General features: G+C 27.2%; 15 protein-coding genes. 9 read left to right on the forward strand and 6 right to left on the reverse strand.

Annotation, left to right across the window (positions count from 1 at the left end; genetic code table 11):
* Nucleotide 1: 1 nt before the first annotated feature.
* Nucleotides 2-1,051, reverse strand: coding sequence for a DnaD domain protein (locus ACI48P_RS19765; RefSeq protein ID WP_475218883.1), 1,050 nt, complete (start codon nucleotides 1,049-1,051; stop codon nucleotides 2-4).
* Nucleotides 1,052-1,218: 167 nt separating this feature from the next.
* Here ACI48P_RS19765 and ACI48P_RS19770 point away from each other — a divergent pair, with 167 nt between their 5' ends.
* From ACI48P_RS19770 to ACI48P_RS19790, 5 genes are all read left to right on the forward strand, one after another.
* Nucleotides 1,219-2,691 carry a M1 family metallopeptidase gene (locus tag ACI48P_RS19770; RefSeq protein ID WP_475218885.1) on the forward strand — a complete coding sequence of 491 codons (1,473 nt, stop codon included), beginning with the start codon at nucleotides 1,219-1,221 and terminating at the stop codon, nucleotides 2,689-2,691.
* Between the two features lie 87 nt (nucleotides 2,692-2,778).
* On the forward strand, nucleotides 2,779-3,573 hold the full coding sequence (locus tag ACI48P_RS19775) for an MBL fold metallo-hydrolase (RefSeq protein ID WP_475218887.1): 795 nt from the start codon (nucleotides 2,779-2,781) through the stop codon (nucleotides 3,571-3,573).
* 37 nt (nucleotides 3,574-3,610) lie between these two features.
* A complete protein-coding gene (gene rlmH, locus ACI48P_RS19780; RefSeq protein WP_475218888.1) occupies nucleotides 3,611-4,090 on the forward strand; it encodes a 23S rRNA (pseudouridine(1915)-N(3))-methyltransferase RlmH in 480 nt (159 codons plus the stop codon).
* A 244-nt stretch (nucleotides 4,091-4,334) separates the two neighbouring features.
* The gene (locus ACI48P_RS19785) at nucleotides 4,335-4,733 is read left to right on the forward strand and encodes a hypothetical protein (protein ID WP_475218890.1); all 399 of its coding nucleotides are present in this window, start codon (nucleotides 4,335-4,337) and stop codon (nucleotides 4,731-4,733) included.
* A gap of 621 nt (nucleotides 4,734-5,354) precedes the next feature.
* Nucleotides 5,355-7,109: a methyl-accepting chemotaxis protein gene (locus tag ACI48P_RS19790; protein ID WP_475218892.1), complete on the forward strand. Its 1,755-nt coding sequence runs from the start codon at nucleotides 5,355-5,357 to the stop codon at nucleotides 7,107-7,109.
* Nucleotides 7,110-7,212: 103 nt separating this feature from the next.
* Here ACI48P_RS19790 and ACI48P_RS19795 read toward each other — a convergent pair whose 3' ends face one another.
* The 3 genes from ACI48P_RS19795 to ACI48P_RS19805 are packed head-to-tail and all read right to left on the reverse strand — an operon-like array spanning nucleotide 7,213 to nucleotide 8,837.
* On the reverse strand, nucleotides 7,213-7,908 hold the full coding sequence (locus ACI48P_RS19795) for a YjjG family noncanonical pyrimidine nucleotidase (protein ID WP_475218893.1): 696 nt from the start codon (nucleotides 7,906-7,908) through the stop codon (nucleotides 7,213-7,215).
* A 27-nt stretch (nucleotides 7,909-7,935) separates the two neighbouring features.
* A complete protein-coding gene (locus tag ACI48P_RS19800; protein WP_475219002.1) occupies nucleotides 7,936-8,391 on the reverse strand; it encodes a DMT family transporter in 456 nt (151 codons plus the stop codon).
* 17 nt (nucleotides 8,392-8,408) lie between these two features.
* Nucleotides 8,409-8,837 (reverse strand): DMT family transporter, encoded by a 429-nt coding sequence (locus tag ACI48P_RS19805; protein ID WP_475218895.1) that lies wholly within the window; start codon nucleotides 8,835-8,837, stop codon nucleotides 8,409-8,411.
* A gap of 86 nt (nucleotides 8,838-8,923) precedes the next feature.
* Between ACI48P_RS19805 and ACI48P_RS19810 the strand changes: the two genes are divergently transcribed.
* Nucleotides 8,924-9,613, forward strand: coding sequence for a Crp/Fnr family transcriptional regulator (locus tag ACI48P_RS19810; RefSeq protein ID WP_475218897.1), 690 nt, complete (start codon nucleotides 8,924-8,926; stop codon nucleotides 9,611-9,613).
* A 90-nt stretch (nucleotides 9,614-9,703) separates the two neighbouring features.
* Here ACI48P_RS19810 and ACI48P_RS19815 read toward each other — a convergent pair whose 3' ends face one another.
* Nucleotides 9,704-11,032, reverse strand: a complete 1,329-nt coding sequence (locus tag ACI48P_RS19815) for an MATE family efflux transporter (protein WP_475218899.1) — start codon at nucleotides 11,030-11,032, stop codon at nucleotides 9,704-9,706.
* A gap of 93 nt (nucleotides 11,033-11,125) precedes the next feature.
* On the opposite strand from ACI48P_RS19815, the gene ACI48P_RS19820 reads away from it, so the two are divergent.
* Entirely contained in the window at nucleotides 11,126-11,956 is an 831-nt protein-coding gene (locus tag ACI48P_RS19820; protein ID WP_475218901.1) for a MerR family transcriptional regulator, read from the forward strand.
* Nucleotides 11,957-12,084: 128 nt separating this feature from the next.
* Here the strand turns inward: ACI48P_RS19820 and ACI48P_RS19825 are convergent, their stop codons facing one another.
* Nucleotides 12,085-12,711: a GntR family transcriptional regulator gene (locus tag ACI48P_RS19825; protein ID WP_475218903.1), complete on the reverse strand. Its 627-nt coding sequence runs from the start codon at nucleotides 12,709-12,711 to the stop codon at nucleotides 12,085-12,087.
* Between the two features lie 313 nt (nucleotides 12,712-13,024).
* Here ACI48P_RS19825 and ACI48P_RS19830 point away from each other — a divergent pair, with 313 nt between their 5' ends.
* Both ACI48P_RS19830 and ACI48P_RS19835 read left to right on the forward strand, forming a co-directional pair.
* Nucleotides 13,025-14,557 carry a BCCT family transporter gene (locus ACI48P_RS19830; protein WP_475218905.1) on the forward strand — a complete coding sequence of 511 codons (1,533 nt, stop codon included), beginning with the start codon at nucleotides 13,025-13,027 and terminating at the stop codon, nucleotides 14,555-14,557.
* A 22-nt stretch (nucleotides 14,558-14,579) separates the two neighbouring features.
* Nucleotides 14,580-15,326, forward strand: a complete 747-nt coding sequence (locus ACI48P_RS19835; protein ID WP_475218907.1) for a hypothetical protein — start codon at nucleotides 14,580-14,582, stop codon at nucleotides 15,324-15,326.
* The last annotated feature ends 176 nt before the right edge of the window (nucleotides 15,327-15,502 follow it).

Below are 15,502 nucleotides of genomic sequence, written 5' to 3' on the forward strand. Positions count from 1 at the left end.
CCTACTTAAATTTATCTTTTTGACTTTCTTGTAAAATCTTTTCAAGTTCTTCTGGTGTATACTTGGTGAAGGTTTGGTTAATATTATGGAATCTAGTTTTAACAGTTGGATTTGGTTTACTAGAAGAAGTAGCAGGTTTCTTTGCCTCTGTCTTAAGCTTATGTTCTTCATCTAATAATTTTATATCCTCAATATTTTTTACATTTTTCTTATTCCATCTTTCAATTATACCATTTATATAAGAAATAGATGGATTTGAAGTATTTTTTGATCTAGAACAAGCTTCAAGTATAACTTCAATATCTAATTTATCAAGCCAGTCGTCCATTATACGCTCTTCTGCTTTAGAAGCAGGTCTGTAGAAGCCTAATTCATTAAATATAGTCTTATACATAGCATATCGTTCACTTCTTACAGCAAAACTGTTTTGAACATCTTCAGGTGTATATAAATTAGAATCATACCAACTTCTAATAATTGACTCAATATATTTAACCGGTCTTGAAGAACCATGTTTATCCCTAACATATTCATAGGCATACACTATCATATCAGGGTCCATATTATATTTGTTCATTATATCTAATATATTAATTTTTTCACCAGGATCAAGGTATCTACCTACTATTTGATTTATTGAGTTAAACATTCTTCTTATGCTAGGATTTTCTGAAACAGAAACTACACTATCAGCATTAGATTTAATAGATTTTGTATTTACATGCATGTTATCCATATAAAACCTTTTTAAATCCATAAACTCAATGGAATAGTCAAAATCATTTAGTCCCTCATTTTTATGCATCTTGATTATATTCTTAGTTTCCCAAAATTTCCAAGCATCTATAACATCAGATAAAGGTATATTTAAATTCTTTGCTATTGAATTATTATCAAACTTAGGGTTAGCGCGAGGGTCACAAGCTTGTCTATATCCTAAAAGATAAACTTTTACGTATAACCCATTTGCCATTGGCATAAATATATCTATGAAGATATTGGCAATAGTAGTTTCACCTAAATCTATTTCGTTGACTTCTTTAAAAAACATTTTATCACCTCAGATTAGATTATATCACTAAATATTGTTTCCATATATATTTTAATGTTGAGTAATATATTATAACTCAAATAAAAAAATATATGACAAAAATCATCACAAAAATATCTTATATACATTGCTACAAAATATCCATATTAAATTAGGAGGGGGACGAATTGATAATTAATTTTAGCAAAAAAGTAAGACGAGTTCTAGGTACAGTGGTTGCAGTTTTAATAATATTAGGAGGCGGTGCATATTACCTAAAAGAAAATAAAAGTAGTATAGAGTCATTTAAGTTAGAAAAAGAGGCAAATATGAATCAGTACACTATGGATGTTATTTTTGACGATGAAAGTAAGCGTTTAATGTGCAACCAAAGTGTAGAGTACATAAACAATACAAAAAATGATTTAGATAAGCTGTATTTCCACATATATCCCAATGCTTTTTCAAAAAAAGAATTTGCACCTTTTGAAAAAGACGAGATGGAACAAGCGTATCCAAATGGATTTAATGAAGGTTACATAGATATTAAAAACATACTAACGTCTGGAAATAAGCTAAAGTATGAAATAAAAGGAGATAAGAATGATATTCTTCAAATAAATCTTGCTACAAAGATAAAGCCAGGAGAAAAGGTATTAATTGATATGAAATATAATGTTAAGATACCTAATTCAGTAGGACGATTTGGATATGGAGATAATACAATAAATGTTACGAATTGGTTCCCAATAGCTTGTGTTTATGATGATAGAGGTTGGAATTTAAAAAGTTATGAATCAGTAGGAGATCCGTTTTATAGTGAAACTAGTGATTTCTATGTAAAAATACTATCACCTATAAAATATGAACTAGGAAGCACTGGTAAAGTAATTAATAAAAAGGATGATAATGAAAAAGTGTTCTATGAAATTGAGGCTAAAAAAGTTAGGGATTTTGCATTTATATTAAGTGACAAATTTAATGTAGATAGCGACTCAGTAAATGGGATACTAATAAATACATATAATTTAAATAAAGACCTATCTAAGGTTTCAACACAAATTGCAAAGGATTCTATAAGAATTTTTAGTGATTTATTCGGCCAATATCCATATGATACATATTCAGTAGTAGCAAGTGATTTTTATATAGGGGGTATGGAATACCCAAATTTAGTAATGATTGACCAAAGTTTATATAATGAGAAAAATAAGTTTTTACTAGAGTATGTTATTGCACATGAAACAGCCCATCAATGGTGGTATTCAGTAATAGGTAATGATGAAATAAGTGAGCCTTGGATAGATGAAGCTCTTACAGAGTATTCAACAGTATTATACTTTGAAAATAAATATGGTAAAGAAACAGGACAAAAGCTTATAAAAACAATGGAAGTTCAAACAAGAAATCACTTATGTGAAAATATATTTAAACCTACTACTCAGTATAAAAACTCTACAGAGTATAGCTTAAATGTATATACTAAAGGTGCTGTGATTTTTAATGAAATTAGAAATACAGTAGGAGATGAAGTATTCTTTAGTACTTTACAAGAATACTACAAGACATATATGTACGAAAATGTAAATGGAGCCAAGTTTGTAGAATTATGGAACAGTAAAGGCATAGATATAGACAAAATAATAAGCGAATACAAGTAAATTTTAACTAGAGCATTAAATTTTTATTTAATGCTCTAATTTTTTGGTATAATATAATTTATTGAGTATAAGAAACGAGGTGACCTGATGCTAAAATATTGTTCAATAGGAAGTGGAAGTAGCGGAAACTGTCATTATGTAGGATATAAAGATACGTCTATATTAGTAGATGCAGGTCTTAGCGGCAAGAGAATAACAACAGGCCTTGATGATATAGGTGCAGATATAAATAAAATAAAAGGAATATTTATAACACATGAGCACTCGGATCATATTAAAGGGGCAGGGATAATGTCTAGGAAATATGATATACCAGTATTTGCAAATGTAAAAACATGGTGTGCTATGAAGGACAAGTTGGGAGAAATAAAAGACCATAATATGAAGGTATTTGAAAATGATAAAACTTATTCATTAGGTGATATTATAATAAGACCTTTTTCAATATCTCACGATGCATCAGATGCGGTAGGATATAATTTTTATGCAGAAAACGAAAAAATGTCTATAGCAACTGATATAGGGCATATTACAGAAAATATAAAAAGGCATTTATATAAATCTAAACTGGTAGTATTAGAATCCAATTATGATCCTAACATGCTAATGATGGGCTCTTACCCCTATGCATTAAAGAGAAGGGTAATGTCCGATGAAGGCCATTTATCAAATGAAGATGCAGCAAAATTCTGCGTAGAGCTAATTAATGAAGGAACGGAAAGAATATTATTAGCCCATTTAAGTAAGGAAAATAATTTTCCAGAGCTAGCATATGAGACATCAAAGGGAATACTATTACAAAATGATATAGTAGTAGGACAGGATGTTAAGTTAGATGTTTTATTAAGAGAAGACGTATCAGACATTTACAGTGTAAAATAGAGGATTCAATAAGTAGATCGGATTAAGGAGACATTTTATGAATATAACGGTTATTAGTGTAGGAAAACTAAAAGAAAAGTATTTAAAATTAGGAATAGAAGAATTTGCAAAAAGATTATCTAAGTATTGTAAGTTAGATATGATAGAGTTAGATGACGAAAAGTGTCCTGAAAACTTAAGTGAGAAGGACATGCTAATAGTAAAGGATAAGGAAGGCAAAAAAATCCTTAGCAAGATAAAGAATAATAGCTATGTAATAGCTCTTGCTATAGATGGAAAGAATTTATCTTCTGAGGAGCTAGCAGAGACTATAAGTAAATTAGCTGTCAGAGGTAATAGTCACATTACTTTTATAATAGGAGGCTCTCTAGGGCTTTCTGATGAAGTATTAAATAGAGCTGACTATAAGTTATCTTTTTCAAAGATGACATTCCCTCATCAAATGATGAAGTTAATATTATTAGAACAAGTTTATAGAGCATTTAGAATAAATAATAATGAACCGTATCACAAGTAAATGATAGTAGGTTAAAGTAAAAAAATATTAAATTTAATATTGTAAATTAGAGGTGAGAGTTATAAATTATATAAGAAAGTTCACAGATATATTTACAATTATATTTAGAGATATATCAATTTGCGTAGCTAGTATGTTTTTATTAGTTTTTTACTGTGTCTTTATTAGACGTGGAGAGTATTTTTTAGATTCTAAAGTTATTTATATTCCACTTATAGCGATATTGATTTTGAATGTTTTTGCTATGATTAGGTATAAAAAATATATTAGAAAATCATCAATAATAGGTGCTTTAATTGGTTTAATGATAATTATTGGGCTTAATGAAATAATATGTATACGATATACTAATTTTTCATCAGAGATATGGGCAAATAATGAGAATATTAGACATTTTATGGTTGAAGATCTGATGGAAAATTATTTGAAAAAGAATATGACTGTAACGGAAGTTGAGAAACTTTTAGGTGAAAATTTCCTTCATAAAAATGAAGGAAATATAGACCAAAATATTTCATATTGTTATTCATATTATGGGTATCACGAACGTGTATCTAATAATATGTATTTAGATATTTATTTTAATTCACAAAACAAAGTAGTGAGCTGGAAAACTTATGAAGAAAAAGCAGACTGGCTTTAAACGATTATAGTGAATAGATAAACAACTCTATGAATTTTAGAACAAAATCATATTATAAGATTTTAAATGATGATTTTGTTGAAAAGTTATTTTATAAGGATAATTATCCACAATTGGATAATATATAATCCCTTAAGATTATGAAAAATACCTTCTCTAGAGGTGTAACGGAGAACCGTATCATAAGTAAGTTCTTATTATATACGATAAAAGTGTGTGCTTGAAGTTTGACTAGATATAATGGTATATTTTACTGAAAATAACTAGAATATATAGACATTGTGGGGTAAAAAATGGCATATAAATGGTCTGATGACTTACTAAGGTGGCAGCACATATAAAAAATAATTAAATAAAATAGAAATCGTAGGAATATAAAAAAATTCAGATAATAATTTCGAGAGTAAATTATACTAACCTAGATTATAAAAATATAAAAGCGTAGACTTTGTCTACGCTTTTATATTTTTATAATTTTTTTGTACTATAATGCGAATATTTAATTTAAAGTTATATTAAATGTTAGGGTAAAGAATAAATATTTTTATTCGTATAAATATAAAGTGACAAAATATTACTAATTATTAAATATCATAAATGTTAAAATGGGGCGGAGAAAATATGAAGAAAAAACTAGATATTAAAAATTTAAAAATAAGTAAAAAGTTAGGGCTATCATTTTTGATAGTATTATTTATTGCAACTTTTACATCTTTTAATTCACTGGGTAAGTTAAAAACTGCTGAAAAGTGGACTACTGAACTATATGAAGGACCACATCAATTGGCAGTTGAAACAATGGGAATTCGTAGAGACATTGTTAGTGCTGCAAGACATATGAATTATGCATTTGCAACAAATGATCATGTTAATTTTAGACAAGATGTTATAGAACAATTTGAAACTATCAGGCAAAGACTTGGTCGAATTAACAATCTTACTATAGAAGATCAAAAAGTTGATGAGTATGTTAAAGAACTTGAAAATTTAGTAACTCAACTTAGAGTTGAATATGAAAAAATATATGAAGTAACGCAAAAAGAAGATTTTACAGGCTCTATATTAGATGTAGATATGACTAAATATGATGAAATATATATGACTGCCGTAGAAGTAGCAAAAGAACTTTCTAATGAAAGTGAAGTTGTAGGAGCTAAATTTGTAGAAAGAGTAGAGAACATAAATAAAAAATCTCAAGCAATTACACTTATGCTTTGTATACTTAACATACTAATTGGGATAACTATAACTTTATATATAACTAAAAAATTAAAACAACCTATAAGTGAAGTTGAAATAGCGGCGAATCAAATGTCTAAAGGGAATTTTGATGTAGATATTAGCTATGAATCGAAAGATGAATTAGGGATGTTAGCGAGTAGTATGAGGCAGATGTGTGCTAGCATAAATGAAATTATAAATGATACAGTTGATAACTTAGAAGAAGTTGCATCTGGTAACTTTGATGTAGAAATCGATATAGAATATATTGGAACATTTAAGAAAATCGAAGTTGCAATAAATAATATAACAGATGATTTAAGTAGTACAATATCACAAATAAATGTAGCATCAGAAGAAGTTCAACTAGCATCAGATCAAGTATCAAGTGGAGCACAAATGTTGTCGCAGGGTACAACAGAGCAAGCTGGGGCGATAGAGGAATTATCAGCAACAATATCAGATATATCTAATAAAGTCAAAGATACAGCTAAAAATGCGGCAAAAGCTAATGTATTGTCAGCAAGTGCAGGAAAAGAAGTACAAGAAGGAAATAAACAAATGGATCAAATGGTAAAAGCCATGGAAGAAATATCATATACATCAAATGAAATAGGAAGAATATTAAAAACAATAGATGATATAGCATTCCAAACCAATATATTAGCATTAAATGCAGCGGTAGAAGCAGCAAGAGCAGGTGAATCAGGTAAAGGATTTGCAGTTGTTGCAGATGAAGTTAGAAATCTAGCGGCGAAATCAGCAGAAGCTGCAAAAAATACAGCCAATTTAATAGAAAATTCTATAAAGGCAGTCGGTAATGGAAATGATATAGTAAGTAATACGGCACAATCGCTTCAAAAAATAATAGATACAACAAATAAAGCAAGAGTGATAATAGACGAAATAGCAAAAGCAAGTGAAGTGCAATCAAGTGCAATATCACAAGTAACTTTAGGGATAGAACAAATATCATTGGTAGTACAAACAAATTCAGCAACAGGTGAAGAAAGTGCAGCAGCAAGTGAAGAATTGAGTGGACAAGCACAAATGCTAAAAACACTAATAGATAATTTTAAGTTGAAGAATAAAAGTGAAAATTATAAAGATATAGTTAATGAGATGCAGATGAGAGAGTGTGAAATAATATATTAATCTTTATTTTTATAAAAGCTGATATACTCGGTCTATCTAATATTTAAAAAGATATAGAATTAGATTTAATTCTATATCTTTTTGCTATCATTTATAAATATTTTTATGAATTAAGTAGTAAAGACTTAAGTTCATCAAAGTTAGAAATCTCATAAGTAGGTTTTATTGAAGTTTCATTGGTAATATTGTTAGGGTTATACCAACAGGTGTCTATACCAAAATTTATACCACCTTGTATATCAGAACTTAAACTATCCCCTACTATTAAAATTTTGTTTTTATCAAAGAAATTTATATTTTTTAAAGTATGTTCAAAAATCGCAGGATTTGGTTTTGATACTAATATTTCTTCAGATATTACTATAGTCTCAAAAAATTTTGCTAGAGTAGATTTTCTGATCCTTTTATCTTGAACTAAGGTAAGGCCGTTAGTTACTATAGCAAGCCTGTAAGAGTTATTTAAAGTTTCTATAAGCTCGATACTGTTATCATATAAAAATGATGCATCGGCTAAATATTCCATATATAATTGGGCAAAGCTGGTTTCATCAAAACTTACTTCTAATCTATCTGATAATCTTTTAAATCTTTCTATCTTTAATTTTTCTTGTGTAATAAGTCCTTGTTCAAATTCTTTCCATAGAATCGTATTTATTTCTTGATAAATTTTTAAATGGTAATTCTCATCATAGTTTATGTTAAACTTGAGCATTGTATTTTTAAATGCTTCTCTTTCAGATTTTTTAAAATCATATAGTGTTTCATCTGCATCAAATAATATAACTTCATATTTCATCATATGTCCTCCAAATTTTATGTAAATAATTTAATTACTAAGTAATTTAAGTTGTTTTTGTTTATAGTTCTCATCAGATTTTGAATTAAGTATAATACCTATTAAAAATAGTACACATCCTACTACTTTCCCTATAGAAAAAATATTGAAGTATAAATAGTCTATAATTGCACTTGTAAGCATTTGACCTATAAAGCGAAGTATAACTGTATATACTGTTGGTATTTTATGAACTATTACATTAAATATATAAGTAGTTAAAACACCTATAGCCCCACCTAGAAAGTAAACTAAAGAAGTATTAGTCATAGTAGGAGTATTCGATATGAAATTTAACCCAATAAAATAGAAAATAATAGAAACTAATGTAGCAGTTAAGTAGTTTATAATGATGCTATTTATAGTACCTATTTTCTTAGATAATTCTCCATTTAATATAATACTTGTGACTACGAATACTCCTGTTAAAAATGAAAAAAAATATATACATTATATGCACCTCCTTATAAAAAAATCATAAATATTAAACCTATTATGATTAGTGAAAAGCTTAGTATTTTCTCTTTTCTCATTTTGTTAACTTTAACACCAAATAATCCGAAATGGTCTACTAGTGTAGACATTATAAGTTGTCCAAATAGACCCATACCTGCAGTAAGTGTTATTCCTATCTTGTGTGAAGATAGATTATTTAAAAATATCACTAAAACACTTAGTATACCTGATATAAAAAAGATAACAGGTATTTTACTTAGTTTAGGAAGCTTATTTCGTTTCAATACTGATACTAGTAAGATTAATATAAATCCTAAAATATGATAAATTAATGTACTAAGATATAAGCCTATCTTTTCTGATAGTACGCTATTGAAAAATATCATTATAGCGATAAGAATGCCATTTAAAACAGCCAAATTTTTATATGTATTCAAATGTAGCTCTCCTTTACAAGTTTATATAAATAGAATAATATATTTATAAAAGTTACAACATGACATTTGTCATGTTAGGAGGAGCTATGAAAAGAGTTTTTGATAGTAAGCTTTTAAGCTGCTATATTAAAAAATATAATATAGAAAGTATACTTGATGATGAAATATTAAAACATGCACAACTACATTTCTATGAAAGTGAAGAATACATATTAGAGTCAGGGGAAATTCTTGAGTATTATTATTTACTTGTTGATGGAAAAATTAAGATTTATTATCCTTTTGAAAATGGAAAGTCAATGACTTTAAAGTTTTATAACGATTTTAATACAATAGGAGATTTAGAACTTTTAAAAGATATACCTATACTGTGTAATATTGATGCAGTAGAAGATACTTTTTTGATAGCAATACCTTCTACTATACTTAGAGAAAAGTATTTTGATAATGTAAAACTTTTACACCATTTGGTAGATTCTTTAAGTGAAAAACTATATGGAACTATTAATAATAGCTCATATAACTTTGTATATCCACTTATCAATAGAGTAGCTAGTTATTTAGTTGAACATATTACAGACAAAAATTATATAATTTTGAATTCATCATATTTAGACATTGCTCAATTTTTAGGTACAACATATAGACATTTGAATAGAACTCTTAAAGAGATGGAATCAAAATCAATTATAAAATGTAGTGATAGAAAAATATATATATTAGACATAAACAAACTTAGAGAATTATCTAAGAATATTTATGTAAAACCACTTTAGTATATAATTTAAAATGATTTTATAATAAAAGCTCCAACAGTATGTAAATGTATTGTTGGAGCTTTTATTAGTGGTATTACTATTAAATTATTAATTATACAAGTAAAATGTTTTATATTTTCGTAAGAAAAATAGTGATACAAAAAGCGATACGGACTCTGCAAAAGGGATTACTAGCCATAATCCATTTAATTCAAATAGCTTAGGCAGTAATAAAAAACCTATAATGCAAAATATAAATGTTCTTAAAAATGAAAGCAATGCTGAAATTTTTCCGTTAGAGAAAGCTGTAAATAAACCAGAGGTATAAATATTTAAACCAGTAGATAAAAAAGAGAAAGCAAATATTCTAAGTCCATTTAGTGTCAAATTATATGTAATATTTGTCTCAGATATAAAGAATTTAACAAATGTTTTAGGAAAAGTAAAACAAATAATAAATATCATTATTGAAGAAAATAAAATAAAAACTTTTGAATATATATGATACTCTTTAATCTTTACTACATTATTTGCACCATAATTAAAACTAATTATAGGAGCAACGCCTGCAATAAGTCCTAAGTATACAGATACCATTATAAATTGGATATATAATATTATCGTAACTGCAGCGACGCCATTTTCTCCAGCGTATTTAAGAGCAATATAATTAAAAAATAAAGTAGTTATTGCAGTAGATAATTGAGTTACCATTTCAGATGAACCATTATATATACTGGCTAGTACTAATCTAGATTCTTTTTTTGGCATAATAAATTTTAGTGTGGATTTTTTGCCCATAAAATATAAAACACATAAAATAGTTGAAGTTGCAGCACCTATAAGGGTTGATAATGCAGCCCCTGAAATACCAAGATTTAATTTGTAGATGAATATATAATTAAGTATTAAATCAATAAGGCCCCCAAAAAGAGAAGCTAATAAGCTAAAGTTAAATGCACCATCTACTCTTGTAAAATATTCAAAAACCATTTTTAGTATATAAAATGGGGCGCATAGTAAAATAATTATTCCATAATCTTTACAATAGCTCATTAAAGTTTCCGTAGATCCTAAAATATAAAAAATCTCTTCATTATATATTATACCTACTATACTAAAAATAACTCCTAATAATAAAGCAAATAAAACAATTAAAGTAAACCTATTATTAGCTTCATTAAAGTTATTTTTTCCTAAAGAAATAGATATTAATGCACTACCACCAGTTGCAAACATAACGCCTATACCGCACAAGATACTAACAATAGGTAGTATTATATTAATGCTAGCTAAAGCATCAGTCCCAACTTTATTAGATATAAATACACCGTCCATAATTGTGTATAAAGATAAAAATAGCATAGATATAATGGGTGGAATAATAAAATTAAAATATTCCTTAATAGATGTTTTTTGTGAAAACTTATTTTGCATAGTTAATCCTCCGTTAGTTAAAATATTTACTAGAGTAATAATAAGGTATATAGTAACTATATATACAAGTGAATTTTTTTGAGGAGTTTAATTATGAATGATAAAGAGTATTTTTCTACAGCAGAATTTGCATCAATGGCAAACATATCTAAACAAACGTTGATTTATTATGATAATAGTGGTATTTTTCATCCTATTTATAAAGATGAAAATAATTTTAGATATTATTCATTGGAACAATTTGAAGCACTTGATACATTGATAAGCTTAAAGGATATTGGTGTGCCACTAAAGGAGATTAAGGAATATCTGACTAATAAAAATATTGAGAATTTAGTAGATTTGATGAAAAATAAAAAAGAAATGATAGATAATCATATTAATAACTTAATTCTCATCAGGGATAAAATAGAGAGCAAGACTTTAAAATTAGAAAGAGTTATAAAAAATCAACATATTACAGAACCATACTTTAAAATGTTTGATGAGGAGTATTTTTTTATATCTAGAGTAGATAGTAGTGATTATAAAAAAATAATGATTAAAATATCCAATTTTATTAAATGTATCAAGGATAATGATAAACTTGATAGTGGAAATTCCATTGGGGGAATTATTAAGAAACATGATATACTCAATGGGAACTTTAATAATATAAAGTATATTTGTATTAAGGTAAATAATAATACTATAAATTATAATATTCACATTAAGCCGAGTGGTATTTATGCATGTATAAATCATAGAGGTAGTTATAATACAACATATACTTCTTACACTAAGCTAATAAATTTTATAGAAAAGAATGGATATGAAATTATAGGTGATTCTTATGAAGATGAATTGATTGGATACCTTTTATCAAAATCGAAAGAAGAGTATTTAATACAATTATCTATTCCAGTTAAAAAAGTATATGAATAATGTATAAAAAACATCTGTAGCTTTATATTAAGTACTTACAGATGTTTTTATTTACACACAAATATAAAGAATTTTACTAATATTGATAATTTATATTATAAAACTTGATAAATTTTTAGAGAAGTTTTTTAATCTACTGAAGTTATGTAACTTTTTACTTTGTTTACGACATCATTTTCACCTACATAAATTATTATGTCATTTTCATTTATATTAAAATATGGACCAGGTGAAATAAATAATTTGTCATCCCTTTTTATACCGACTATTGTTGCGCCAGTATTGTGCCAAAAATTAAGTTCTCCTAAATTCTTACCAATTATTAAGCTATTAGGCTGAACTATGCTCTCGTAATGGGAAATAATACCTACATTTCTAAGTTGAGTTGCAAACTCTATCAAATTTCCGATTTTATTTTCTAAATTTTTTTCAAGGTCTTTTTTTTCATTAATCAGGCCATAAATTTCTTCTTTTAAATTTGTAAATTCACTTTTAGTTTTGAATGTTTCTAGGAATTTTGAAGCATTATTCTTGCTACGTATCCTAATACCGCTTTTTTCTTCAACTTCAACCACATCCATATCTTTTAATAAAGCAATTGATCTACGAATTGTCTCAGGTGAAACATTATATATGCTTACTAAAGTAGAGCGACCAGAAAGTTTTTCTCCTTCTAAGAACCCACCATTTACTATTCTAGAAGCAATATCAATAGATATCTTTAAATAGGCTGGAGTAGATATTTTTCTTGACACATTAAATCACCCCTATCAGTCAATAATTGTACCACAAATATTATAAACATAATAGCGATGAATTAATAGTTTTATATTTAAAATTTAATTTTTTTTGATTTTTGACAACTTATATGATACCATAAAGTTGTTAGATGCATAATATAAATTAAATATGTAATTTAAAACTGTATTAATTTTTTATATAATAATTTATTAAATGTAAAAATTAATTAATTGAACAAGTAATCACTTTAATATAAGCATATTGGAAGTTAATAAACAAACTGACAACTTTAGATATTGAAGAAAGTTGTCAAAAAGGAGTGTTGTTATGGAAAATTTAATCAAAAACTTAAGGAATAATATAACCTATTATTCAACGATTTTTATATCATTGGTAGTACTTGTGTGGGGGGGGATTTTTACTGACAATTTTAAATCTTTTTTTAACACTGCATATGAATTCGCAACAGAAAATTTTTCTTGGTATTTTATGATACTAATGGCTTTTTTCTTTTTATTTAGTATCTATTTATTATTTAGTAAATATAAAAACATTAAGCTTGGACCGGATGACTCTAAACCAGAGTTTTCAAATATTTCTTGGTTTGCAATGCTTTTTAGTGCGGGGATAGGTATTGGTTTAGTATTCTGGGGAGTTGCAGAGCCTTTAACTCATTACTTAAATCCAATTGGGGTTGAGGCTGGTAGTAAAGAAGCCGTTGAATTTGCATTTAGAAAATCATTTTTACACTGGGGGATTTCAGCTTGGGCTTGTTATGCATTACTTGCTCTTATAATAGGATATATGCATTTTAGAAAGGGAAAGCCGATTCTTTTAAGCTCAGTTTTAATTCCTTTAATAGGAGAAAAGAGAGCTAAAGGTTTTGTTGGAAAAGTTGTTGATATATTGACGATTTTTGTAACTATATCAGGTATACTTACATCATTAGGAATGGGGACATTGCAGATAAATAGTGGATTAAACTATTTATTTGGAGTACCAGAAACAAAGGCTGTGCAAGTAGCTATAATTACTATAATAACAGTTCTATTTTTAATATCAGCAACAACAGGTGTTAAAAAGGGAATTAAAATACTATCGAATTTAAACTTAGGAATAGCTGTATTATTTTTTGTAGGAGCATTTATTATGGTTCCTAAATTAGATTTATTAAATAACTTTGTAGCAAGTATAAGTGGGTACACTAAGGCACTAACTATTGATAAATTTAATATATTTGTAAAAGGTGAGTGGTATTCTGAATGGACTATATTCTATTGGGCTTGGTGGATTGCATGGGCTCCATTTGTTGCTATATTTATTGCAAGAGTGTCAAAAGGGAGAACAATAAAGGAATTTATACGAGGTGTATTATTAGTACCAGCAGGTTTTTGTATGGTTTGGTTTTTAGTATTTGGAACACTGGGTATGTCAGCACCATTAGATGTTGGAGCTGAGGCGATACAAAAAACAGAAACTGCACTTTTTGTAATTTTAAATGAGTTTAATGGAGCAGGACTGGTAATGAGTGTAATAGCTATAGCCTTATTATTTTCATTCTTTATTACATCAGCAGATTCAGCGACATATGTGTTATCCGTGATTGCAAGTGATGGATTATTAGCACCAAAGAATTCGAGAAAAATAGTTATAGGAGTTACTCAAAGTTTGCTTACAATAGCCTTTTTATTTGCAGGAGGGTTCAATATGATTCAGACCGCAACTATTGTAATGGCATTGCCATTTGGTATAATTATATTTGGTAGTGTAATATCATTTATGATAGAAGTTAAACGTGAAAATATTGATAAAATAGAGAATAAAGGGATAATATATAACCGTATTATAAGTAATAAATAGTAGAAACTAATGCGAGGGGCATATGAAAAAAACATTATATGGATATGAAAAAGTTATAAGAAAACTTCCTATAAAAGATAAATATGAAAAAAATGAATTATTGATAGATGATTTACTTATAGAGAGGAGCGGAAATATAGAAATATATTATGCTCCTCACAATGAGTATTCAAACTCAAAAGCTAGAATATTTATTATAGGAATAACACCGGGGTTTCAACAAATGAGCACAGCTATTTCTACGGCTAGAAAAGAACTAGAATTAGGAACTGATATTGATGAGATTCAATACAAATGCAAGGTAGCTGGTAGATTTAGTGGAAGCTTAAGAAAAAATATAATAAGTATGTTAGACGAAATAAAACTTAATGAAGCACTTAATATAAATAGTTGCTCTACCTTATTTGAAGAGAAAGACTATTTACTACATACTGTATCATTGGTGCCATATCCTGTATTTGTAAAAAAGCAAAATTACTCAGGCCATACACCAAAATTATTAAAGAGTGAGTTTTTAATGAAATATGTATATGATAATTTTATTGAAGAACTTAATAAAATTGAAAACTTCAAAGAAATATTATTAATACCTTTAGGAAAAGCAGTTGAGGAAATACTATACAAGTTATCTGAAGAAGGAATAATTTGCGAAAAACAAATTCTTAAAGGATTTCCACATCCATCAGGAGCTAATGTAAATAGGGTAGCTCAACTAGAAGAAAACAAAGAAAATTTGATTATACAAATTAAAGAAAGTATAAATTTATAATTGAATATTTAATATTTAATATTTAATATAATATAGTGATGAATATAGTATTAAGCTAGGTTTAAATAAAAAAAAATTCCTAGCTTATTTTATTTTTTGAAAAAGCTAAAAATCAGTGATACTGTCATTTTTAATATATAGTCTATTAATAAATACTATTATAAATATTGAAAATA

It is taken from the genome of Romboutsia sp. LXY-2 (assembly GCF_056171995.1).

Excerpts from the sequence above, each read along its gene's own strand:
- ACI48P_RS19790 (WP_475218892.1), top strand. The coding sequence starts at position 5,355 with ATGAAGAAAAAACTAGATATTAAAAATTTAAAAATAAGTAAAAAGTTA.
- ACI48P_RS19765 (WP_475218883.1), bottom strand. The coding sequence starts at position 1,051 with ATGTTTTTTAAAGAAGTCAACGAAATAGATTTAGGTGAAACTACTATT.
- ACI48P_RS19810 (WP_475218897.1), top strand. The coding sequence starts at position 8,924 with ATGAAAAGAGTTTTTGATAGTAAGCTTTTAAGCTGCTATATTAAAAAA.
- ACI48P_RS19830 (WP_475218905.1), top strand. The coding sequence starts at position 13,025 with ATGGAAAATTTAATCAAAAACTTAAGGAATAATATAACCTATTATTCA.
- rlmH (WP_475218888.1), top strand. The coding sequence starts at position 3,611 with ATGAATATAACGGTTATTAGTGTAGGAAAACTAAAAGAAAAGTATTTA.
- ACI48P_RS19820 (WP_475218901.1), top strand. The coding sequence starts at position 11,126 with ATGAATGATAAAGAGTATTTTTCTACAGCAGAATTTGCATCAATGGCA.
- ACI48P_RS19815 (WP_475218899.1), bottom strand. The coding sequence starts at position 11,032 with ATGCAAAATAAGTTTTCACAAAAAACATCTATTAAGGAATATTTTAAT.
- ACI48P_RS19785 (WP_475218890.1), top strand. The coding sequence starts at position 4,335 with ATGATTAGGTATAAAAAATATATTAGAAAATCATCAATAATAGGTGCT.
- ACI48P_RS19775 (WP_475218887.1), top strand. The coding sequence starts at position 2,779 with ATGCTAAAATATTGTTCAATAGGAAGTGGAAGTAGCGGAAACTGTCAT.
- ACI48P_RS19835 (WP_475218907.1), top strand. The coding sequence starts at position 14,580 with ATGAAAAAAACATTATATGGATATGAAAAAGTTATAAGAAAACTTCCT.
- ACI48P_RS19795 (WP_475218893.1), bottom strand. The coding sequence starts at position 7,908 with ATGATGAAATATGAAGTTATATTATTTGATGCAGATGAAACACTATAT.